Here is a 21,845-nt window from a genome sequence, read left to right as displayed (position 1 = left end):
CGCGGCACGCGCGGCCTGAACGGGTCCTCCCGCGCCCTACGCGCCGGGAGCTTCCGGGCTGCCCGAGGCGGGGTGGATATGCTGCCGAGTTGTTGTGCGGACCGGACGGGTGCGCCCGAAGGGGGGCGGGCCGCCCCGGTCCGACGAGAGCGAGGAGGCGTCCGGGCAGATGGAGACGACAAGTAGGGCGGTGGCGCAGGCGCCGGCCGGGGAGGGCGGACTACCGGCCCCCTCCGCCCGGCGCGCGGTCGACGGCTACCTGCTGGCGCCCTTCCCGTGGTACGGCCTCGACGAGGCCTTCACGGGCCCGCGCTGGCTGATGCAGGTCGGCACCTCCGCCGACGGCTCCGTGGAACACGGTTCGATCGGACACGGCGACGAGCCCTCCGTGCGCAACGAGTTCGTCTCCGGTTCCCCGGACGAGCCCAAGGAGAAGTTCGCCGTCGTCGTCACGGTCGCCGCGCACCCCGTCCGGCAGCTCGCCGACGGCACCGGCCGGCTGGAGGCCACCACGGTCTCCTCGGCGGCCTGGCTGGCCGGGGTGGGGCTGCTGTCCTTCACCTGGCCCATGCAGATGGACCACGCCCTGCGCGACGACTGGCTGGAGCAGCAGACCGAGACCGCGTGGGTGCTGGCCGACGACCTGTCCGGCCCGGACTGGTCGACGCTGTCCCTGCCCGTGGACGGCGTCCCGGCCTCCTTCCACTACCGCGAGTCCGAGTACGGCTGGGTGCTCGCCGGCACCACCGAGCAAGGGGTCCACCTGGGCGCGTACGGGCGGGGGATGAGCGCCTACGGGCTCGGCTTCGCCGTCGTCAAGGACATCACCACCTACGCCTGACCGGCCCGCGGACACGGTGAAGGGCGCCGCCCCACGGGGACGGCGCCCTTCACCGTACGAAGCCGTACGAGGCCGCGGGAGCCGCACGGCCCCCCGGACGCTCCTAGAACTTGTTCCTCGGCGTGATCCCCAGTGACAGCCCCGAAAGGCCCCGCTGACGGCCGCCGAGCTTGCCCGCGATGGCGCGCAGGGCCGCACCGGCCGGGGAGTCCGGGTCGGACAGGACGACCGGCTTGCCCTCGTCGCCGCCCTCGCGCAGCCGCACGTCGATCGGGATGGAGCCGAGCACCGGCACCGACGCGCCCGTGGTGCGGGTCAGGCCGTCGGCGACCAGCTGGCCGCCGCCCGTGCCGAACACGTCGACCATCTCGCCGCAGTGCGGGCAGGGCAGCCCGGACATGTTCTCGACCACGCCGACGATCTTCTGGTGGGTCTGCACGGCGATGGAACCGGCCCGCTCGGCCACCTCGGCGGCCGCCTGCTGGGGCGTCGTCACGACCAGGATCTCGGCGTTCGGCACCAGCTGGGCCACGGAGATCGCGATGTCGCCGGTGCCCGGCGGCAGGTCCAGCAGCAGGACGTCCAGGTCGCCCCAGTACACGTCCGCCAGGAACTGCTGGAGCGCGCGGTGCAGCATCGGGCCGCGCCACACCACCGGCGCGTTGCCCGGGGTGAACATGCCGATGGAGATGACCTTCACGCCGTTCGCCGACGGCGGCATGATCATGTTCTCGACCTGGGTGGGACGCCCGTCCGCGCCCAGCATGCGCGGCACGCTGTGGCCGTAGATGTCGGCGTCGACCACGCCCACCTTCAGCCCGTCGGCCGCCATCGCCGCCGCGAGGTTCACCGTGACCGAGGACTTGCCGACGCCGCCCTTGCCGGAGGCGACCGCGTAGACCCGGGTCAGGTTGCCCGGCTTGGCGAAGGGGACCTCGCGCTCGGCCTGGCCGCCGCGCAGGGCGTTCGCCAGCTCCTTGCGCTGCTCGTCGCTCATCACGTCCAGGGAGACGTCCACCCGGGTGACGCCCTCGACGCGCGTGACCGCGTCCGTCACCCGCTGCGTGATCGTCTCGCGCATGGGGCAGCCGGAGACCGTCAGGTACACGGTGACCGCGACCGTCCCGTCCGCGCCGATCTCCACCGATTTGACCATGCCCAGCTCGGTGATGGGCCGGTGGATCTCGGGGTCGTCAACCGTCGCCAGCGCTTCGCGCACCGCGTCTTCCGTAACCATGTCAACGATGGTACGGCGCGCGGCCGTCGCGCAGGGACCCCCGTCAGCGGTCGTCCATGTCACGTCCGCGCGGGTGATCCGCCGGGAATACGGCATGCGTGCGGTGGCCGTTCTGCCGCTCCTCCAGCTCCTTGATCACATCCTGCAGCTCCGAGCGGATCCAGTCGCGCGTCGCCACCTCGCCCAGGCCCATGCGCAGCGCCGCGATCTCCCGAGTCAGGTACTCGGTGTCAGCGATGGACCGCTCGTTCTGCTTGCGGTCCTGCTCCAGGTTGACCCGGTCCCGGTCGTCCTGCCGGTTCTGGGCCAGCAGGATCAGCGGGGCGGCGTAGGAGGCCTGGAGGGACAGGGCCAGCGTCAGGAAGATGAACGGGTACTCGTCGAAGCGCAGTTGCCGCGGCGCGGCGATGTTCCACACCACCCAGACGATGATCACCACCGTCATCCAGACGATGAACCGCCCGGTGCCCAGGAAGCGCGCGATGCGCTCGGAGAGCCGGCCGAAGGCGTCCGGGTCCCACTCCGGCAGCAGCCGGCGGCGCAGCGCGCGCGGCTGGTCCAGCCGGCCGCCGCGCGGCCGCCCGGCCGCCGTGGCGCCCACCGGATGCCGCTCGCGGTTGCCCTCGCGCTCAGCCGCCATGCGTGGCCGCCCCCTCGTCGTCCAGGTGGAACTCCGTCTCCCGCCAGTCCTCCGGCAGCATGTGGTCCAGCACGTCGTCCACGGTCACCGCCCCCAGCAGCGAACCCGACTCGTCCACCACGGGTGCCGCCACCATGTCGTAGGTGGCGAAGAACCCGGCCACCACCGGCAGCGCCGCGTCCGGCGCCAGCGGCTGGAGGTCGTCGTCCAGCAGCGCGCCGACCAGGCTGTAGGGCGGGTCGCGCAGCAGCCGCTGGAAGTGCACCGTGCCCAGGTACTTGCCGGTCGGCGTCTCGTCGGGGGGCCGGCACACATAGACCTGCGCGGCCAGCGCGGGCGACAGATCGGGGTTGCGGACCCGGGCCAGCGCGTCGGCGACCGTCGCGTCCGGGCGCAGCACGATCGGCTCGGTCGTCATCAGACCGCCCGCCGTGTGCTCCTCGTACGACATCAGCCGGCGCATGTCGGCCGCGTCGGCCGGCTGCATCAGGCTCAGCAGCCGCTCCCGCTCCTCCACGGGCAGCTCGGCCAGCAGGTCGGCCGCGTCGTCCGGGTCCATCGCCTCCAGCACGTCCGCCGCGCGCTCGCCCTTCAGCTTGCCGAGGATCTCGATCTGGTCGTCCTCCGGCAGCTCCTCCAGCACGTCGGCGAGCCGGTCGTCGTCCAGCGCGGCGGCCACCTCCGCGCGCCGCTTGGGGGAGAGGTGGTGCAGCACGTTGGCGAGGTCGGCCGGGCGCAGCTGCTCGAAGGTGGCGAGCAGGTTCTCCGCGCCCTGCCCGTGCTCCTCCAGCGAGAACCCGGTCACCGCCGACCACTCCACGGTCAACGTCTCGCCGCCCCGTCTCCCGCCACCGCCCTTCCAGGGAAGCGCAACGCGCCCGTCTTCCGTGCGCCGGAACGCGCCGCTCCTGCGGCCCTTGCGCACGAAGACCCGGTCGACCTCCCAGTCCCGGCGCGCGGGCAGCTGCTGCACCGACAGGTCCAGGACGGTGACCTCCTCGCCGGTCTCCACCAGCGTCACCCGCCGGTCCATCAGCTCGCCGAAGGCCAGCCGCTCGGTGGGCCGCTGTTCGAAGCGCCGCACGTTGAGCACACCGGTGGAGATGACCTGCCCGGACTCGATGCTCGTCACCCGGGTCATCGGCAGGAAGATCCGCCGCCGGGTGGGCAGTTCGACCACCAGACCGAGCAGCCGGGGCGGCTTGCGTCCGACGCGCAGCATCACGACCAGGTCGCGCACACGCCCCACCTGGTCGCCGCTGGGATCGAAGACGGCGACGCCGGCGAGGTGCGAGACGAAGATCCGGGGGGCGCCGGCTGCCATGGGCGCGCCTCCTTTGCGTGCTCCGTGATGCGTACGGCATCTCGTGGGTGGGGTGGTGTTCCGCTGCGGTGCCCTTCCCCTGCCCGCTCAGGTCGGGTTCAGGCTAGCCCGTCCCGTTCCGATACGCCCTGGTGAGGGGTCCGGACGGACTGGCTCCGCCGGCCCGCCGCGGCCCCGGTACGCTGCGGTACGCCGCGTCGGGCGCCGCCCGTCGCGCCCGCCCGCGTACGCCGCGCACCCGCAGCCCCGCCCGCGTCCCGTGTACGCCGCGCACCCGCCGCTCGCGTCAGAAAGGCAGCGCCACCTGTGACTGCGATTCCCCAGGGCCGTATCCGCCGGGCCGTGCTGAGGGGCGCGCTGTGCGCCGTGGCCGTCGCAGCGGGCACGGGGCTGACGGGATGCTCCGGGGACGACCCGGACGCGGGCACCAACGGGGTCGGCAAGCTGCCGCCCGCGCAGATCCAGGCGCGGACGAGAGCGGCGGCCGAGTCGGCCGGCGCCGTGCACCTGTCCGGCAACGTCGTCAGCAACGGCCGTACCTACCGGCTCGACATGCGCCTGAAGTCCGACGGCGGCACCGGCTCGGTCACCGCCCAGGGCGTCACGTTCGGGCTGCTGCGGGTCGGCGAGAAGCTGTACGTCAAGGCGGACGCCGCCTTCTGGAACCACGCCGACGGCGACGGCAAGAGCGACAGCGGGGCCGCCGGCAAGCTCGACGGCAAATACGTGAAGGTCCCGCAGGGCGACCCCTCCTACCAGCGGTTCAGCGGCTTCACCGACAAGAAGGTCCTCCTGGACGGCCTGCTCACCCTGCACGGCGCCCTGGCCACCGACGGCCACCACGAGGCGTCCGGCGTCCGCACCGTCCGCCTCACCGGGGGCGACGGCACCGGCGGCGCCCTCGACGTCTCCCTGGAGGGCACCCCCTACCCGCTGCGCCTGGAACGCGCCGGCGGCGCGGGCACCCTCGGCTTCTCCGAGTGGAACAAGGACTTCCCGCTGACCGAACCGGCCAAGGACGAGACGGTCGACTACGGCAAGCAGCTGCCGACGTCCTGAGCCGTCCGCCGCCCGGGATCACTTGCGGCGGCGCTTCCTCAGCAGCAGCCGGGGCAGGCCCGCCGGGGCCGGGCGGCGGGTGGTCGCCGACGTCGGCAGGGGCGCCTCGGCCAGCGAACCGTCGGGCAGCGGCACGGTCGCGCCGGCCGGCTCCAGCCGCAGCACCCGGCACTCCCGGGCCCACCGCTCGGGCATCGCCTCGCCGTCCGGGGCGTTGAGCCGCTTGCCCTTCAGCTCCGCCACCGTCTCCCGCCACGCCTCCGAGTCCGGGGCCAGCTCCACGACCCGGGCCGGCCACGTCACCAGCCGGCCGCCCTTGTCCTTGCTGCGCACCGTCACCTCGGCCGTCCCCCCGTCGGCCAGCCCCGGCAGCGGCTGCTCGCCGGGACCGTCGCCGACCAGACAGGCCGCGCCCTCGTGCCACACGTGCCACAGGGCGCGGGCGGGCGTACCGGGGCTCCTGACCCAGATCAGGCCGGATTTCTTCGTGGCCTCCTCGATGAGGGCCCGGTCGAGCAGCGTGCTGGTCATGGCAGCAGGGTAGCGAGGCGGGGCGAGGACCCGCCGGGCCGCCTCACAGCCAGCCGTTGCGCTTGAGCGTGCGGTGGATGCCGAGGCAGATCGCGACCGTGATGCTCATGATCACCGGGTAGCCGTAGCGCCAGTGCAGCTCGGGCATGTACTTGAAGTTCATCCCGTACACCCCGCACACCATCGTCGGCACGGCGATGATCGCGGCCCACGCGGTGATCTTCCGCATGTCCTCGTTCTGCGCCACGGACGCCTGGGCGAGGTTGGCCTGGAGGATGGAGTTGAGGAGTTCGTCGAAGCCGATGACCTGCTCCTGGACGCGGGCCAGGTGGTCGGCCACGTCCCGGAAGTACTTCTGGATGTCCGGGTCGATCAGCCGCATCGGCCGCTCGCTCAGCAGCTGCATGGGCCGCAGCAGCGGCGACACCGCCCGCTTGAACTCCATGACCTCGCGCTTGAGCTGGTAGATCCGCCCGGCGTCGGTGCCCCGCGCGGTGCCGCCCCGGCCCGGCGAGAACACCTCCGTCTCCACGTCGTCCACGTCGTCCTGAAGGGCGTGGGCGACGGCGATGTAGCCGTCCACGACATGGTCGGCGATGGTGTGCAGCACCGCCGAGGGCCCCTTGGCCAGCAGCTCGGGGTCCTCCTGGAGGCGGTGGCGCAGAGTGCGCAGGGAGCCCTGGCCGCCGTGCCGGACGGTGATGAAGAAGTCCCGGCCGGTGAAGCACATCACCTCGCCGGTCTCCACGACCTCGCTGGTGGCGGTGAGCCGGTCGTGGTCGACGTAGTGGATGGTCTTGAAGACGGTGAACAGGGTGTCGTCGTAGCGCTCCAGCTTGGGCCGCTGATGGGCCTGGACGGCGTCCTCGACGGCCAGCGGGTGCAGCCCGAACTCGGCGGCGATGCCGGCGAACTCGGCCTCGGTCGGCTCGTGCAGCCCGATCCACACGAAGCCCCCGTCGCGCCGGACCAGACGCACCGCCTCCTGCGGGGTCAGCGGCACCGGGGTCTCCAGGCGCGTGCCGTCGCGGTAGACGGCGCAGTCCACGACGGCCGACGGCGTCGCCGGGTCGCGGGTGGTGTCGTACGTACCGCCGTTGTCCTTGCGCGGCGCCGGGCGGGACGGGCGGACCACGGCACGCAGGTCACGGATCATCGACATGGCGGGCTCCTTCGTGACGAGCGACGAAGCAACACCGGGCGCCGGTCGGAACTGCCCGGAATGAGGACGTCCTGCCAAGGGTCTTCCGCCCGTCGGGCAGAAGAAGGATGTTTCGCACGTCCACAAAGCGGGGAGCACCGCACCGTCGCGGTGGCGGGCTTCGTCACTGACTCGGATCAGACGAACCAGACGGACCAACCGGATCGGACGATCCGGCGGGCGAGACGAAGTGCTCTTCCGTATGACGCGCGCAAAGGCACGAACGCGAGAGGCGGCGGGTCAGCCGGAGCCAGAACAGCTACATCAGCGGCGGGAAGAGCGGGTGCTACTGCACGGTCGACTTCGATCCATGACAGCCCCACCTCCTCCGGCCGGTCCCTCGTGAGGGACGATCCATACCCTGTTTGAAGGGTGCCCCGTCAGGGGAGTTTCAACGGCGTCGGGACTCGATACGCGACGCTTCTGCGTGCTGCCCCGAACCGCCGGGTAAGACTATCAGTCAGCCGACGTGTCAAGGTGCCGCTTTGCCGGGTGCTGACGAGTTCTATGCTCGCGGCATGGCAGATGTTCTTCCTCTGGTCGAGGCCCGGTTGCGTTCGGCACTGGGCGAACCGGACGCGCGCGCGGCGGTCACCTTCCTCGGCACGGACCGCATCGAGGTGCTGCGCTTCCGGGACTCGGACGCGGAGGGCGCCATCGTCCGCTACGCCACGCTCGGCATGTCCGCCCACCCCATGACGGACCCCACGGCCGTGGTCGCCGACCCCGTCAAGGGACCGCGCGCGGAGCTCGTCCTGTCGGTGCGGGCGGGGCTCGCCGACACCGACAAGGTGCTCCGCCCGCTCGCGGTGCTCGGCGCGTCCCCGCAGGTGGAGGGTCTGGTCGTGGCGCCGGGCGCCTCGCTGGACGTGGGGGACGCGCTGTGGCCCGGCGCGCCCTTCACCTCGGTCCTGGTGGCCGAGCCGGGCGGATTGGTGGAGGACCTGGAACTGGACGCCCCGCTGGACCCGGTCCGCTTCCTGCCCCTCCTCCCGATGACCCCGAACGAGGCGGCCTGGAAACGGGTCCACGGCGCGCAGGCCCTCCAGGAACGCTGGCTCGCGAACGGCACGGACCTGAGGGACCCGAGGCGCACTTCGGTCCCCCTGGAGTGACGAACCCCACGGTGCGGAGGACCCCGGTGGCGAGGGAGGTGACCCGGGGGCGCGGGGAACCGCACGCCCGGCCGGCCACCGCCCGCACCCGTCGTGCGCCGCTCAACCCCCTGCCCCGCATGCTCACTTCACGAAGACAGCGACCCCGTCCTCGGTAGCGTGCCGAGGCTCCAGTTCCGCGGCCTCGTGCGCGAGCGCACCCCTGCGCACCAGCACCACCAGCGCCCCCACCACCGCGGTCGCCCCCGCGACGACGAACGGCACGTGGATGTCGCTCCACTCCTCGATCCTCGGCGCGAGATAGGGCGCGGCCGCGGCCGCGAACCACCGCACGAAGTTGTACCCGGCGCTCGCCACCGGCCGGGGCGCGTCGGACACCCCGAGGGCCAGCTCGGTGTACACCGTGTTGTTCACCCCGATGAACGCCCCGGACAGGATCGTGCACACGATGGCGGTGGTGTGATCGCCGTACCCCAGCACGACGACGTCCACGGCCAGCAGCACCAGCGACCCGCCCAGCACCTTCAGCGATCCGAACCGCTCCTGTGCCCGCGGCGCGACGATCACCGAGAAGACGGCCAGCAGCACACCCCACGCGAAGAACACCGCACCCGATTTGTACGGCGTCATGTTCAGTACGAACGGGGTGAAGGCCAGCACCGTGAAGAAGGTGTAGTTGTAGAAGAACGCGGAGACGGCCGCCGAGGCGAGTCCTCCGTGGCCGAGCGCCTTGACCGGGTCCAGCAGCGAGGTCCTGCGGGCCGGCTTCGGCTGCTCCCTGAGGAACGCGGTGATGCACAGGAACCCGACGGCCATCAGGAACGCGGTGCCGAAGAACGGGTAGCGCCAGCTGGCGTCGCCGAGCAGCGCGCCCAGCAGCGGCCCGCACGCCATGCCGAGGCCGAGCGCCGACTCGTAGAGCAGGATCGCCGCCGCGCTGCCGCCGGCCGCCGCGCCGACGATGACGGCGAGCGCGGTGGAGACGAACAGGGCGTTGCCCAGGCCCCAGCCGGCCCGGAAGCCGACCAGCTGGCCCACCGAGCCGGAGGTGCCGGCCAGTCCCGCGAAGACCACGACGAGGGCGAGGCCGAGCAGCAGCGTCTTCTTGCCGCCGATGCGGCTGGAGACGAAGCCGGTCACCAGCATCGCGACGGCGGTGATCAGGAAGTAGGAGGTGAACAGCAGGGAGACCTGACTGGCGGTGGCGTTCAGGCCCTTGGCTATGGAGGGGAGGATCGGGTCCACGAGCCCGATGCCCATGAAGGCGACGACGGACGCGCCGGCCGTCGCCCAGACTGCCTTCGGCTGCCGCAGGAGGCTGCTCGCCCCCGCGTCGAAGGGATCGTCCGAGGCCATGCCTTGCTCCAATCCCGGGGCGGCGCCCGGTGAGATCACGACGGCAGATAGTTGGTGTATGCACATAGTAAGTTAGCTCGGCTAATAAATGCAACATGCATCTAGTTCGTCCCGACGGGAGTGCCCTCCGGACGGGTGATCGTCCTTGACGTGACGCGGCCGGGGTAGGAGCGTGGAGCCCTATGAGGGGCGAACCCAGTTGCCCGAAGTGCGGTGGCCGGGTCAGGGCTCCCGGACTCTTCAACGACTCCTGGCAGTGCGATGCCCACGGGACCGTGCACCCGGTGCAGCCCGTGATACCGCCCAGCGTCGAGGCTCTCGGCGTCGTCGTGCACCGCACCCAGGTGCCGGTGTGGATGCCGTGGCCACTGCCGGTCGGCTGGCTGTTCACGGGCGTGGCCAGTGCCGGCGACGACCGCAGCGGCGGTCGCGCCGCCGCCGTGGCCTGCTCAGGGCCCGGTCCCCTGGGCGGCATGGGCGAACTGATCCTGGTCGCCGAGGAACTCGGCGTCGGCCTCGGCGCGCGCTACGCCGGTCTCGAGGGCCCGGACCCCGGCCCCTGGCTCAACGTGGAGAAGCCGCCGGACGCCAAGGTCCTGGCCGGCGGTCGGCCCACCCCGCTGTGGCACGTCTCCGGCACGCCGGTCGACCGCGCGGTCTTCGCGGGCGAGGCGTGCGGGCTGTGGCTGTGGGCGGTGGTCTGGCCCGAGCAGTCGGGCCTGCTGATGTACGACGAACTGGTCCTCGCCGACCTGCGGGACGCGGGCGCGGAGGTCGACCTGGTCCCGTGCGGCGCGCTGTCGCCCCGGCTGCTGCGGCCGTGAGGGGGGAGGGCGCCCGCGGATGCGGGGCGCCGGCTCCGAGTGCCGTGAGTGCGGAGCCGCCCGGGCGCCTGCGCGGCGTACGCGGGCGCCCGGGCGGCCTTTGCAGTGCGCGGACCCGGCCCGGCCGCCCCGGATGTAGGGGGCGGTCCAGGGGTGCGGTCGTGACAGGGTACCCCCGGGCTCCCGTTATCCTTGGGTGTCCCCTTTCGTCCCGTCACCGCCTGGAGCCCGTGTCGTGCGCATAGATCTGCACACCCACTCCACCGCGTCCGACGGCACGGACACCCCGGCCGAGCTGGTGCGCAATGCGGCCGCCGCCGGTCTGGACGTCGTGGCGCTGACCGACCACGACACCACCCGCGGCCACGCCGAGGCCATGGCCGCCCTGCCCGAGGGGCTCACCCTCGTGACCGGCGCCGAACTCTCCTGCCGTGTCGACGGCATCAGCATGCACATGCTGGCCTACCTCTTCGACCCCGAGGAGCCCGCCCTGCTCGCCGAGCGCGAGCTGGTCCGCGACGACCGGGTGCCGCGCGCCAAGGGCATGATCGCCAAGCTGAACGCACTCGGCGTGCCCGTCGCCTGGGAGCAGGTCGCGCGGATCGCTGGCGACGGCTCGGTCGGCCGGCCGCACGTCGCCACCGCCCTCGTGGAACTCGGCGTCGTCCCCACCGTGAGCGACGCCTTCACCGACCAGTGGCTGGCCGACGGCGGCCGGGCCCACGTCGGCAAGCACGAGACGGACCCCTTCGAGGCGATCCGCCTGGTCAAGAACGCCGGCGGAGTCTGCGTCTTCGCCCACCCGGCCGCCGCCAAGCGCGGCCGCACGGTTCCCGAGTCCCGGATCGCCGACCTGGCCGCCGCCGGCCTCGACGGCATCGAGGTCGACCACATGGACCACGACCCCGACACCCGGGCGCGGCTGCGCGGCCTCGCGAAGGAGCTGGGTCTGCTGACCACCGGCTCCAGCGACTACCACGGCAGCCGCAAGACCGTCGCCCTCGGCGCGTACACGACCGACCCCGAGGTGTACGGGGAGATCACGCGACGGGCGACCGGGGCGTTCCCCGTCCCGGGCGCCGGCGGAGTCTGACCCCCGCCCCGCGCCACCTGTCCACTCCCCGGTACGGGTCTGTCCCCGTGCTGCTTTCGCAAGGCTGTTCCACACCCATGTTCGACGCTGCCGTCTTCGGCTCCCTCTTCCTCACCCTGTTCGTCATCATGGATCCCCCCGGGATCACCCCGATCTTCCTGGCGCTGACCGCCGGCCGCCCCGTAAAGGTGCAGAAGCGGATGGCCTTCCAGGCCGTCTGCGTGGCCGGCGGCGTCATCGCCGTGTTCGGCGTGCTCGGCCACCAGATCCTCGACTACCTGCATGTGTCCGTGCCGGCGCTGATGATCGCCGGCGGACTGCTCCTGCTGCTCATCGCGCTCGACCTGCTCACCGGCAAGACCGACGAGCCCAAGGCGACCAAGGACGTCAACGTCGCCCTGGTTCCGCTGGGCATGCCGCTGCTCGCCGGCCCCGGCGCGATCGTCTCCGTCATCCTCGCCGTCCAGAAGGCCGACAGCGTCGCCACGCAGATCTCGGTGTGGTCGGCGATCCTCGCCATCCATGTCGTGCTGTGGCTGGTGATGCGCTACTCGCTGCTGATCATCCGCGTCATCAAGGACGGCGGCGTGGTCCTGGTGACGCGGCTGGCGGGCATGATGCTCTCCGCGATCGCCGTCCAGCAGATCATCAACGGCATCACCCAGGTGGTCCGCGGCTGAGCCCGCCGGACGCCCGGGGCGGTCCCGGGCGTCCGCCACGCACGAAGCCCCCGTACGGCCGGTCGCCGTACGGGGGCTTCGAAGCTCGAGAAGCGGGCCCGCTGTTATGAGGCCGGGGTGTCGGCCGGGCGGATCCAGAGTCGCTGGCCGACCGCGGCGGCCTGCTGAACGATCCTGTTGACGGAGGCGGCGTCCACGACGGTGGTGTCCACGGTGGTCCCGTCGACCTCGTCGAGTCGCATGATCTCGAAGCGCATGGGGCTTCTCCCTTCGTCTGGTCATCCTCCTGCGGAGAATTACTAGTGATGGAGGCGCAGGGGCGTCGGTGCCCGTGTTCCATACGTATCTAACGGGCCGCACGTTACAAACATTCCCTACGCTAAATAAATTTTTCGAACGTCTAATTACCAACCGGTAGGGCTCTTCCCGATCGGAAGGGTTACTGCCGTCGACCGACCGGGACCGGTTGTGTTCGCAGTGTGACCACCGGGACAATGGCAGGGATGAACGAGGCCATGAAACAGGACCCCGCGGCGCTGGCCGCCCGCATCGACCGCACCAACGAGCTGCTGGAACGCATGCTCGCCGAGGTGGCCAAGACCCCCTCGACCCATGCGATCTTCGTCGATGCCGGGTACCTCTACGCCGCCGCGGGCCGGCTGGTGGCCGGGACCGAGGACCGCCGCGCCTTCGACCTGGACGCCGAGGGCCTGATCGACGCGCTCATCGACCGCGCCCGCACGGTCTTCGCCGACAGCCGCCTGCTGCGCGTCTACTGGTACGACGGCGCCCGGCGCCGTATCCACACCGCCGAGCAGCAGTCCATCGCCGAGCTGCCCGACGTCAAGGTGCGCCTCGGCAACCTCAACGCCAACAACCAGCAGAAGGGCGTCGACTCCCTCATCCGCACGGACCTGGAGTCCCTGGCCCGGCACCGCGCCATCAGCGACGCCGCGCTGCTCGGCGGCGACGAGGACCTGGTGTCGGCCGTCGAGGCCGCCCAGGGCTACGGCGCCCGGGTCCACCTGTGGGGCGTCGAGGCCCCCGAGGGCCGCAACCAGGCCGAGCCGCTGCTGTGGGAGGTCGACAGTCAGCGCACCCTCGACCTCGACTTCTTCAAGCCCTACGTCTCCCGGCGCACCGCGGTCACCTACGACCCGACCGGCACGGCCCGCCCCACCCGCGAGGACGTCCGCTTCGTCGGCGCGCAGATCGCCGCGAAGTGGCTCGTCGAGCGTGGCCGGGACACCGTGCTCGAACTCCTGCCCGGCCACCCGTATCTGCCCGGCTCCGTCGACCAGGACCTGCTGGTCGAGGCCGAGGGTCTGCTGCGGTACTCGCTGCGCGGCCAGGCGGACCTGCGGCGCGCCCTGCGCGACGGCTTCTGGGACCACCTCCAGGCGCAGTACTAGCGGTACTGGCAGTAGCGGCGCCACAGGCGTGCTGCCCGCGCTAGTGGACGGCGGGGCTCAGCACCCGTCCCAGAAGTCGGCCAGGGCCTCGGCGGTGGGCAGCGGGCGGTCGCAGTTGGGGGAGTGCTCGGCGCCCTCGATCACCGTGCGCCGCGCGCCGAGCCGTACGGCCATGTCGTCCAGGAGCGGCACCGGCCAGGTGTCGTCGCGCGCGCCCGACAGCACATGGAACGGCAGCCCGGTCGCCGCGAGTTCGGCGACCCGGTCCGGCTCGGTGCACAACTGGCTGCCTGTGGCCAGGAGTTGGGCGGGGCTGTTGGCGAGCCAGCGGCGGCGCAGGTCCGCCCGGCCGGAGAGCCCGGCGTCCAGGCCGGTGTCGGTCTCCTCGGGCGGCTCCATGGCCTGGATGGCCTCCCACACCTCGGCCATCGTCAGCGCCCCGAGCGCGTCCCGCAGCAGCTTCACGCGCTGCCGCTGCGGCTCGGAGACCCGGGCCGGCCCGGAGGACATGAGGGTGAGCGAGCGGAACGGGCCGTGGTCCACCAACACCGCCGCCCGCGCGATCTGCCCGCCGAGCGAATGCCCGACCAGGTGCAGCGGGCCGCCGAGCGCCTCGGCCTGGGCGAGGACGTCCCGCGCGAGTTCCTCCTGCGCATAGGCCGAGGTGTCGTCCGCCGGCCCGGCCGACTCGAACTGACCACGCCCGTCCACGGCGACGGTCCGGTAGCCGCGCGCCGCCAGCAGTTCGTGCAACGGGTTGAAGTCCTCCTTGCTGCCGGTGAACCCGGGCAGCAGCAGCGCGACGCCTTTCGGCTCGACCCCGTCGGACACGGGCGCGTCGACGACGGCGAACTCCCCCCGCACGGTACGCAGCCGATACGACCGCGCACCCGCGGGCGGAACAAAGGACGGAGGCCTGCTCATGCGCCGAGGCTACCGGGCACGGCGGCAGAGCCGGAGCGGCCCTTGAACCGCCGCACCGGCCGCCACCGTGGCCCCGAGCCGGGCCGGTGGTGGCCGGGCATGCCGACGGCCCGGTCCCACGGGATGCGTGGGGTCGTGGGTCGGGCCGGGCGGGTGGCGCGGGTGCTGTTGGCGCGGGCCGGCGGGTCGGGCTGCTGCGGTGGCCGTCTTGCGAGTGGTGGGCGTGCTGGCCGGGCATGCCGACGGCCCGGTCCCCTGTGGTGTGGGGCCGGGCCGTCGGGTGGTGCGGGTGCCGCTGGCGCGGGCTGCCGGGTCAGGCCTCCGCGGTGGCCGTCTTGCGGGTGCGGCGCGTGGCGGGCTTCGCCTCGGTCGCCTCCGCGGTCTCGACGGTCTCGGCGGCCTTGCGGGTGCGGCGGCGCGGCTTGGCCTCCGCCTCGCCGGTGGCCTGCGCCGGGATCTCCGCCGTGACGGTGGTGGCGGCGGTCTTGCGGGTGCGCTTCGGCTTGGCCTCGGCGTCCTGCGTCGTCTCCGCTGCGGCGGCGGTCTTGCGGGTGCGGCGCGGCTTGGCCTCGGTGGCCTCGACCGTGTCGGCCACCGCTTCGGCGGCCGGGGCCGCCTTCTTGCGGGTGCGCTTCGGTGCGGCCTCGGCGGCTTCGCCGGCCTCGGCGGTCGCCTCGGCGGCCGTGGCCTTGCGGGTGCGGGTCCGCTTGGGAGCGGGCTCCGCGACCTCGTCGGTGGTGGCGGCGGTCTTGCGGGTGCGCTTCGGCTTGGCCTCGGCGTCCTGCGTCGTCTCCGCTGCGGCGGCGGTCTTGCGGGTGCGGCGCGGCTTGGCCTCGGTGGCCTCGACCGTGTCGGCCACCGCTTCGGCGGCCGGGGCCGCCTTCTTGCGGGTGCGCTTCGGTGCGGCCTCGGCCACCTCCGCCGCCTCAGGGCTCGCCACGGCGGCCGTCACCTTGCGGGTGCGGGTCCGCTTCGGCGCGGCCTCGGCGGTCTCCGCCGGGGCGGCCTCCGCCGTCTCCACGGCTTCGGCGGCCTTGCGGGTGCGGCGGCGCGGCTTGGCCTCCGCCTCGACGGCGGTGCCCTCGGCGGCGTCCGCCGCCTCGGGGGCCGTAGCCGCCTTCCGGGCGCGGCGCGGCTTGGCCTCGGTGGCCTCGACCGTGTCCACCGCCGCCTCGGCGGCCGGGGCCGCCTTCTTGCGGGTGCGCCGCGGGGCCGGTGCGGCCTCCTCCGTCTCGGGGGCGGCGGTGACCGGCTCGGTCGTGGCCGGAGCCTCGACCGGCGTCGCCGCCGTGTCCTGCGCGGACCTACGGGTCCGGGTGCGGCGCGGCCTGGCCGGGGCCGCCTCGGGCTCCTCGACGGCCGGGGCCGCGGCGACCGCGGACTCCACCGGCGCGACGGCCGCCACGGTCGCGACAGCCGGCGCCGCCGGTTCGGCGACCGGCTCGCTCGTCGTCGCTGCGGCGGCCACCTGCTGCACCGGGGCGCTGCTGCGGGTGCGCCGGCGACGGCGCGGGGTGCGGGCGGCGGTGGCCTCGTCGGTCACCGCGGGCTCGGCCGGTGTGGCCGCCGGGGCCGAGGGCGCCGCCGCGTCCAGGGGCGCACCGCCCCGCGTACGGCGGCGACGACGCGGCGTACGCGCCGGACGCTCGCCCTCGCGGTCACCGGAGCGTGCCTCGTCCCGGCCGCCGCGATCACGGCCGCCACGGTCCCGGCCACCGCGGTCCCGGCCACCGCGGTCACGGTCGCCGCGCGCACCGCGTCCGCCGGTCTCGCCGAGGTCCTCCAGCACCTCCGCGTCCAGCCCGGCGCGGGTGCGCTCGGACCGGGGCAGGATGCCCTTGGTGCCCTCCGGGATGCCCAGGTCGGAGAAGAGGTGCGGGGAGGTGGAGTACGTCTCCGGCGGGTCGCTGAAGCCCAGGTCCAGCGCCTTGTTGATCAGCTGCCAGCGCGGGATGTCGTCCCAGTCGACGAGGGTGATCGCCGTACCCTTGGCACCCGCGCGGCCGGTGCGGCCGATGCGGTGCAGGTACGTCTTCTCCTCTTCCGGCGACTGGTAGTTGATGACGTGCGTGACGCCCTCGACGTCGATGCCGCGGGCGGCGACGTCGGTGCAGACGAGCACGTCCACCTTGCCGTTGCGGAAGGCGCGCAGCGCCTGCTCGCGGGCGCCCTGGCCGAGGTCGCCGTGGACGGCCCCGGAGGCGAACCCGCGCTGCTTGAGCTGGTCGGCGAGATCGGCCGCCGTGCGCTTGGTGCGGCAGAAGATCATCGCCAGCCCGCGGCCCTCGGCCTGGAGGATGCGCGCGACCATCTCGGGCTTGTCCATGTTGTGCGCGCGGTAGATGAACTGCGTGGTGTTGGCGACCGTGGCGCCCTCGTCGTCCGGCGCGGTGGCGCGGATGTGCGTGGGCTGCGACATGTAGCGGCGGGCCAGACCGATCACCGCGCCCGGCATGGTCGCCGAGAACAGCATGGTCTGCCGCTTGGCCGGCAGCATGTCGATGATCTTCTCGACGTCCGGCAGGAAGCCCAGGTCGAGCATCTCGTCGGCCTCGTCCAGGACGAGCGCCTTGACGTGCTTGAGGTCGAGCTTCTTCTGGCCGGCCAGGTCGAGCAGCCGGCCGGGGGTGCCGACGACGACGTCGACGCCGTTCTTCAGGGCTTCGACCTGGGGCTCGTAGGCCCGGCCGCCGTAGATCGCGACGACCCGGACGTTGCGCACCTTGCCGGCGGTCAGCAGGTCGTTGGTGACCTGCGTGCACAGCTCGCGCGTCGGGACGACGACCAGCGCCTGCGGGGCGTCGGTGAGGGCCTCGGGCTTGGCGCGGCCGGCCTCGACGTCGGCGGGGACGGTCACGCGCTCCAGGAGCGGGAGGCCGAAGCCGAGCGTCTTTCCGGTGCCGGTCTTGGCCTGGCCGATGACGTCCGTGCCCGTGAGGGCCACGGGCAGCGTCATCTCCTGGATGGGGAAGGGGGTGGTGATGCCGACGGCTTCCAGTGCCTCGGCGGTCTCGGGAAGGATGCCGAGTTCTCGGAACGTGGTAGTCAGGGTGCTGCCTCTTCTGTGTGTGTGCGGCGCGAGGCGAGCGCGGGGGTCGTGTCGTCTGACCGTGCCGGGGACGTCGGCCGCCTTCGGGGGCGACTCGATGGCACAGGACCACAGCCGACGCTCTAGCGCTCGTACCGCTGAGGGTGTCCCTCCGATCGTCGTACGCACAGTGCCGTACGGTCAGGGAGGGCTGTCGGGTCGGAGCCGATCGGGCCACCGACCGGGCATCCTCATGCGTGCGCCCTGCCGGCATACGTCCGAACGCATCGGCGTACTCGGCGGGCGCATTACCACCATACCCCGGAATGCCGCACACGCGATGGCCGAATTGGTCACGTAGTCGTCGTCACACTCCCTGACCAGGTCCTTCCGAGGCGCGGCGAGCGGGCTATTGTGCGCTTCATGACGAGCTCCGACAAGCCCGACCACGTCTTTGACCCTTCCGCCGCGCGCACCCAGATCGCCGCCCAGGACTGGGCGACGGCCGCCGCCGACCCGCAGTACCGCGCCGCGGTCGTGGACCTGCTCGGCGCCCTCGCCTACGGCGAGCTCGCGGCGTTCGAACGGCTCGCGGAGGACGCCAAGCTGGCGCCCACCCTCGCGGACAAGGCCGAGCTGGCGAAGATGGCGTCGGCGGAGTTCCACCACTTCGAGCGGCTGCGCGACCGGCTCACGGAGATCGGCGCGGAGCCGACCGAGGCGATGGACCCGTTCGTGGCCGCGCTCGACGGCTTCCACAAGCAGACGGCGCCCTCGGACTGGCTGGAGGGGCTCGTCAAGGCGTACGTCGGCGACTCGATCGCCAGCGACTTCTACCGGGAGGTCGCCGTCCGCCTCGACTCCGACACCCGTGAGCTGGTGCTGGCCGTCCTGGACGACACGGGGCACGCCGGGTTCGCGGTGGAGAAGGTGCGCGCGGCGATCGACGCGGACCCGCGCGTGGGCGGCCGGCTCGCGCTGTGGGCACGCCGGCTGATGGGCGAGGCGCTGTCGCAGTCCCAGCGGGTGGTGGCCGACCGGGACGCGCTGTCCACGATGCTGGTCGGCGGCGTCGCCGACGGCTTCGACCTCGCCGAGGTGGGCCGGATGTTCTCCCGGATCACCGAGGCGCACACCAAGCGCATGTCCGCCCTGGGTCTGGCCGCCTGAGGTCCGGTCCGGTTCCCGGCCGGAGGGCGGCGATCGGGTGCCCTCCGGGAACGGGTCAGGGAGTGCGCCGACGTCGGCGGCGGATCAGGCCGTCGCCGATCGTCGGCGCAGCCTTCCCGCGGGGCGCAGCAGCAGCGAGAGCGAGGCGGCCGAGACGACCACCGCGCCCAGCAGGCTCGGCAGGACGGACGCGGAGCCGAGCGCGCTGTGGGTGACGAAGTCGCCGAAGAGGGCGCCCGCGACGCCGGTCGACAGCACCAGCGGCCGGGACGGCAGCCGATGGGCCAGACGGCGGAGTGCCGCCAGCCCGAACAGCAGACCCAGCACGGCGGAGCCGAGCGCCTCGAAGAACAACACGTTCCCTCCCACACGGTCGGCCGGTGCTGACGGTCGTACCCGGTCATACCCCTGACCTGCGGAACACAACCCTCCCCTGTGGGCTGTTCGTGAATCGCCCGGGCGCCCCCGGGCGGCGGACCCGGGAGAACGACATGAGGAGGGACCCGGCGGCAACCGCCGGGCCCCTCCTCATGATCCTGTCGCCTTCGCGCCTACAGCGCGCCGAAGCCCACCTTGCGCGGCGCCGGCTCACCCAGCTCGACGTACGCGAGGCGCTCGGCCGGGACCAGCACCTTGCGGCCGTGCTCGTCCACGAGGGACAGCAGCTGCGACTTGCCGGCCAGCGCCTCGGCCACCGCCCGCTCGACCTCCTCGGCGCTCTGACCGCTCTCCAGAACGATCTCGCGGGGCGCGTGCTGCACGCCGATCTTGACCTCCACGGCTATGTCCCTCCGACGGTCAGTGAAGTGCGCGACCTTCCGCGCCGTACCCAGCACACATTAGCCCGGTGAGGGGACGAACACGCTCCGCCGGGGCACGCCAGGAGCGAACAGGGGGCGGGAAGAGACCCGCGGCCAGGCTCGGCGGCGTCGGCGGACGCTCAGTGCGGCTGGTCGCTGCCGTGCATCGGGAAGCCGGCGATGCCGCGCCAGGCCAGCGACGTCAGCAGCTGCACCGCCTGGTCGCGCGGGACGCTGCGGTCGCTGTGCAGCCAGGAGCGGGCCACCACCTGGGCGAGACCGCCGAGGCCGGAGGCGAGCAGCATCGACTCCGCGCGCGAGAGACCGGTGTCCTCGGCGATGACCTCGCAGATCGCCTCGGCGCACTCGTTGGTGACCTTGTCGACCCGCTCGCGCACCGCGGGCTCGTTCGTCAGGTCCGACTCGAACACCAGTCGGAAGGCGCCGCCGTCGTCCTCGACGTACGCGAAGTAGGCGTCCATGGTGGCCCGCACGCGCTGCTTGTTGTCGGTGGTCGACGCGAGCGCGCTGCGCACGGCCTGGATCAGCGACTCGCAGTGCTGGTCCAGCAGGGCGAGGTAGAGGTCGAGCTTGCCGGGGAAGTGCTGGTAGAGGACCGGCTTGCTGACGCCGGCGCGCTCGGCGATGTCGTCCATCGCAGCGGAGTGGTAGCCCTGCGCCACGAAGACTTCCTGCGCGGCGCCCAGCAGCTGGTTCCGTCGGGCACGGCGCGGCAGGCGCGTGCCTCGCGGGCGTGCCGCCTCTGTCTGCTCGATGGCTGTCACGCCGCCTCCCAAAGTCGTCCCTGTGCGGTGTGCGCCGCGCCGCCATCGTACTTTTCGGTAACCGTACTGTGCGCGGTGCGAGCACGAAATTTCACGGACCGGACGGCTCCGATACCGGCGCAGAACGCACCACATGGTTCCAGGCCGGGCGCGACCGGACGCCCTCCCGCGCCGCTTCCCGGCGCTGCCGTCCCACCGCGCGGGCGGGCACGGCGCCGGTGAGCGTCGCGCTCACCGGCGGGCGCCCGCGTCACCGGTGGCCGTCCCCGGTCACCCGCGCCGTCGGCAGTGCGCGGCGGCCGGTGCCGTCACCGGTAGTCGTCCTCGTCGAGGGAGACCACCCGTGCCTGCTCGATGAGATCGGCCTCGCTGCCGCGGTCCGGGTCCACATCCGTCAGCGGGTCGTCCTCTTCCGGCGCGATGTCGGCCTTCTGTTCGGCCGCGTCGTCCTCCGGGGCCTCGACGTCGATCTCGGTGCCGTTCTCGGTGGCGGTCTCGTCCTCGAACGTGTCGGGATCGGTCGGGTCGAATGCCATTGCTGGGCTCCCTTCTGGTGGACGTCCCCGGAAGAAGCGGGGGCTGTGCGGGTGCCCTCTGTACGAGCGTAGGAGACACCCGATCCGCATGCCATGCCGTGCACGGCCCGAACAGGGGGCCTCCGTGGCGGCATGCAACCTATGTGTGACGGCGAACACATGAGCCACTACGTGATCGTCTCGTAACATTGCCGCATGTCTTCGACCGAGCTGCCTCCCGTGCCGCCCGCCAACGTCCTTCCCAGGGTGGCGCCCGTCCCGGTCGAGGAGGGCGAGCGGCTGCGCTCGGTCGAGCTGCCGGGCATCACCCTCACCGTGCGCTCCCGGCCCCCCGCGCGCGAGGGCCTGCCGCCCGCGCTCTACGTCCACGGCCTCGGCGGCTCCTCGCAGAACTGGTCGGCGCTGATGGCCCTGCTGGACGACGCCGTCGACGGCGACGCCGTCGACCTGCCGGGCTTCGGCGACTCCCCGCCGCCGGACGACGGCAACTACTCGGTCACGGCGCACGCGCGCGCGGTGATCCGCTTCCTCGACGCCTCCGGCCGCGGTCCCGTCCACCTCTTCGGCAACTCGCTGGGCGGCGCCGTCTCCACGCGCGTGGCCGCGCTCCGCCCCGACCTGGTGCGCACGCTCACGCTGGTCTCGCCCGCGCTGCCCGAGCTGCGCGTGCAGCGCTCCGCCGTGCCGACCGGGCTGCTCGCCCTGCCGGGCGTGGCCGCGCTGTTCACCCGGCTCACCAGGGAGTGGACGGCCGAGCAGCGGGTCCGCGGCGTCATGGCCCTGTGCTACGGCGACCCCGCGCGGGTGACGCCCGAAGGGTTCCGTGCCGCGGTGCGTGAGATGGAACGACGCCTCCAGCTGCCGTACTTCTGGGACGCGATGGCACGCTCCGCCCGGGGGATCGTGGACGCGTACACGCTGGGCGGCCAGCACGGGCTGTGGCGTCAGGCCGAACGGGTGCTCGCCCCCACCCTGCTGGTCTACGGCGGCCGGGACCAGCTCGTGGGCTTCCGCATGGCGCGGCGGGCGGCGCGGGCGTTCCGCGACTCCCGGCTGCTCACCCTGCCGGACGCGGGCCACGTGGCGATGATGGAGTACCCCGAGACGGTCGCGACCGCCTTCCGTGAGCTGCTGGCGGAAACCGGGCAGCGCTCGCGGCCGGCGCGGCGCGGCCCGGCGCACGGCACGGCGGGGGAGCCGGAGCCGGGAGCGGGAGCCGACGGCGGTGAGGGGACGGCCCCTGATGCGGGGGCCTGCGGTACGCGTACGGGCTTGGGGGGCTGAGGGGC

Annotated in this window: 22 protein-coding genes; 9 read left to right on the top strand and 13 right to left on the bottom strand. The window is 72.9% G+C overall.

All coding sequences use genetic code 11. From position 1 onward, the window contains the following. Positions 1-169 precede the first annotated feature (169 nt). Positions 170-841 carry a hypothetical protein gene (locus tag AB0N63_RS08810; protein WP_365526069.1) on the top strand — a complete coding sequence of 224 codons (672 nt, stop codon included), beginning with the start codon at positions 170-172 and terminating at the stop codon, positions 839-841. 103 nt (positions 842-944) lie between these two features. On the opposite strand, the gene AB0N63_RS08805 is transcribed toward AB0N63_RS08810, so the two are convergent. Genes AB0N63_RS08805 through AB0N63_RS08795 form a run of 3 tightly spaced genes read right to left on the bottom strand, consistent with a single transcriptional unit; the run spans position 945 to position 4,042 of the window. Beyond that, positions 945-2,078, bottom strand: coding sequence for an Mrp/NBP35 family ATP-binding protein (locus tag AB0N63_RS08805; RefSeq protein ID WP_365526067.1), 1,134 nt, complete (start codon positions 2,076-2,078; stop codon positions 945-947). A gap of 43 nt (positions 2,079-2,121) precedes the next feature. After that, positions 2,122-2,718 (bottom strand): DUF1003 domain-containing protein, encoded by a 597-nt coding sequence (locus AB0N63_RS08800; protein ID WP_365526065.1) that lies wholly within the window; start codon positions 2,716-2,718, stop codon positions 2,122-2,124. Then, complete coding sequence (locus AB0N63_RS08795) at positions 2,708-4,042, bottom strand: CBS domain-containing protein (RefSeq protein WP_365526063.1); 1,335 nt, start codon at positions 4,040-4,042, stop codon at positions 2,708-2,710. Before AB0N63_RS08795 ends, AB0N63_RS08800 begins: the two co-directional genes overlap by 11 nt. 306 nt (positions 4,043-4,348) lie before the next feature. On the opposite strand from AB0N63_RS08795, the gene AB0N63_RS08790 reads away from it, so the two are divergent. Beyond that, on the top strand, positions 4,349-5,101 hold the full coding sequence (locus AB0N63_RS08790) for a hypothetical protein (RefSeq protein WP_365526060.1): 753 nt from the start codon (positions 4,349-4,351) through the stop codon (positions 5,099-5,101). A gap of 18 nt (positions 5,102-5,119) precedes the next feature. Here AB0N63_RS08790 and AB0N63_RS08785 read toward each other — a convergent pair whose 3' ends face one another. Together AB0N63_RS08785 and AB0N63_RS08780 are read right to left on the bottom strand one after the other, a co-directional pair. Next, the gene (locus tag AB0N63_RS08785; RefSeq protein WP_365526058.1) at positions 5,120-5,632 is read right to left on the bottom strand and encodes a hypothetical protein; all 513 of its coding nucleotides are present in this window, start codon (positions 5,630-5,632) and stop codon (positions 5,120-5,122) included. Between the two features lie 43 nt (positions 5,633-5,675). After that, positions 5,676-6,794, bottom strand: coding sequence for a magnesium and cobalt transport protein CorA (locus AB0N63_RS08780; protein WP_365526056.1), 1,119 nt, complete (start codon positions 6,792-6,794; stop codon positions 5,676-5,678). A 557-nt stretch (positions 6,795-7,351) separates the two neighbouring features. Here AB0N63_RS08780 and AB0N63_RS08775 point away from each other — a divergent pair. Then, complete coding sequence (locus AB0N63_RS08775; RefSeq protein WP_365526053.1) at positions 7,352-7,948, top strand: suppressor of fused domain protein; 597 nt, start codon at positions 7,352-7,354, stop codon at positions 7,946-7,948. 123 nt (positions 7,949-8,071) lie between these two features. Here the strand turns inward: AB0N63_RS08775 and AB0N63_RS08770 are convergent, their stop codons facing one another. Then, the gene (locus tag AB0N63_RS08770; RefSeq protein ID WP_365526051.1) at positions 8,072-9,304 is read right to left on the bottom strand and encodes an MFS transporter; all 1,233 of its coding nucleotides are present in this window, start codon (positions 9,302-9,304) and stop codon (positions 8,072-8,074) included. Positions 9,305-9,486: 182 nt separating this feature from the next. On the opposite strand from AB0N63_RS08770, the gene AB0N63_RS08765 reads away from it, so the two are divergent. The 3 genes from AB0N63_RS08765 to AB0N63_RS08755 all read left to right on the top strand — a co-directional run bounded on the left by AB0N63_RS08765 (position 9,487) and on the right by AB0N63_RS08755 (position 11,901). After that, positions 9,487-10,128: a DUF6758 family protein gene (locus AB0N63_RS08765; protein ID WP_365526048.1), complete on the top strand. Its 642-nt coding sequence runs from the start codon at positions 9,487-9,489 to the stop codon at positions 10,126-10,128. A gap of 235 nt (positions 10,129-10,363) precedes the next feature. Continuing rightward, a complete protein-coding gene (locus tag AB0N63_RS08760) occupies positions 10,364-11,221 on the top strand; it encodes a PHP domain-containing protein (RefSeq protein WP_365526045.1) in 858 nt (285 codons plus the stop codon). A gap of 77 nt (positions 11,222-11,298) precedes the next feature. Beyond that, positions 11,299-11,901 (top strand): MarC family protein, encoded by a 603-nt coding sequence (locus AB0N63_RS08755; RefSeq protein ID WP_365526042.1) that lies wholly within the window; start codon positions 11,299-11,301, stop codon positions 11,899-11,901. A gap of 104 nt (positions 11,902-12,005) precedes the next feature. On the opposite strand, the gene AB0N63_RS08750 is transcribed toward AB0N63_RS08755, so the two are convergent. Continuing rightward, complete coding sequence (locus AB0N63_RS08750; protein ID WP_365526039.1) at positions 12,006-12,158, bottom strand: hypothetical protein; 153 nt, start codon at positions 12,156-12,158, stop codon at positions 12,006-12,008. A 246-nt stretch (positions 12,159-12,404) separates the two neighbouring features. Between AB0N63_RS08750 and AB0N63_RS08745 the strand changes: the two genes are divergently transcribed. Next, on the top strand, positions 12,405-13,313 hold the full coding sequence (locus AB0N63_RS08745; protein ID WP_365526036.1) for an NYN domain-containing protein: 909 nt from the start codon (positions 12,405-12,407) through the stop codon (positions 13,311-13,313). Positions 13,314-13,370: 57 nt separating this feature from the next. Here the strand turns inward: AB0N63_RS08745 and AB0N63_RS08740 are convergent, their stop codons facing one another. Next, the gene (locus AB0N63_RS08740; RefSeq protein ID WP_365526034.1) at positions 13,371-14,237 is read right to left on the bottom strand and encodes an alpha/beta hydrolase; all 867 of its coding nucleotides are present in this window, start codon (positions 14,235-14,237) and stop codon (positions 13,371-13,373) included. A gap of 313 nt (positions 14,238-14,550) precedes the next feature. Next, on the bottom strand, positions 14,551-17,193 hold the full coding sequence (locus AB0N63_RS08735) for a DEAD/DEAH box helicase (RefSeq protein WP_365526032.1): 2,643 nt from the start codon (positions 17,191-17,193) through the stop codon (positions 14,551-14,553). 486 nt (positions 17,194-17,679) lie between these two features. On the opposite strand from AB0N63_RS08735, the gene AB0N63_RS08730 reads away from it, so the two are divergent. Beyond that, positions 17,680-18,435, top strand: a complete 756-nt coding sequence (locus AB0N63_RS08730) for a ferritin-like domain-containing protein (protein ID WP_365526029.1) — start codon at positions 17,680-17,682, stop codon at positions 18,433-18,435. An 84-nt stretch (positions 18,436-18,519) separates the two neighbouring features. Here the strand turns inward: AB0N63_RS08730 and AB0N63_RS08725 are convergent, their stop codons facing one another. From AB0N63_RS08725 to AB0N63_RS08710, 4 genes are all read right to left on the bottom strand, one after another. After that, positions 18,520-18,789, bottom strand: coding sequence for a hypothetical protein (locus AB0N63_RS08725; RefSeq protein ID WP_365526423.1), 270 nt, complete (start codon positions 18,787-18,789; stop codon positions 18,520-18,522). A gap of 197 nt (positions 18,790-18,986) precedes the next feature. Next, positions 18,987-19,214 (bottom strand): DUF3107 domain-containing protein, encoded by a 228-nt coding sequence (locus tag AB0N63_RS08720; protein ID WP_019980336.1) that lies wholly within the window; start codon positions 19,212-19,214, stop codon positions 18,987-18,989. A 161-nt stretch (positions 19,215-19,375) separates the two neighbouring features. Continuing rightward, entirely contained in the window at positions 19,376-20,020 is a 645-nt protein-coding gene (locus AB0N63_RS08715) for a TetR/AcrR family transcriptional regulator (RefSeq protein WP_365526026.1), read from the bottom strand. A 308-nt stretch (positions 20,021-20,328) separates the two neighbouring features. Next, complete coding sequence (locus tag AB0N63_RS08710) at positions 20,329-20,556, bottom strand: hypothetical protein (RefSeq protein WP_365526023.1); 228 nt, start codon at positions 20,554-20,556, stop codon at positions 20,329-20,331. Between the two features lie 195 nt (positions 20,557-20,751). Here AB0N63_RS08710 and AB0N63_RS08705 point away from each other — a divergent pair, with 195 nt between their 5' ends. Beyond that, positions 20,752-21,840 (top strand): alpha/beta hydrolase, encoded by a 1,089-nt coding sequence (locus AB0N63_RS08705; RefSeq protein WP_365526020.1) that lies wholly within the window; start codon positions 20,752-20,754, stop codon positions 21,838-21,840. The last annotated feature ends 5 nt before the right edge of the window (positions 21,841-21,845 follow it).

The sequence above is a fragment of the Streptomyces sp. NPDC093260 genome (genome assembly GCF_040683715.1).
In the GTDB taxonomy this organism is placed as follows: domain Bacteria; phylum Actinomycetota; class Actinomycetes; order Streptomycetales; family Streptomycetaceae; genus Streptomyces; species Streptomyces sennicomposti.
Note: the sequence above shows the minus strand (reverse complement) of the source record. Positions and strands in the feature narration are given on the sequence as shown.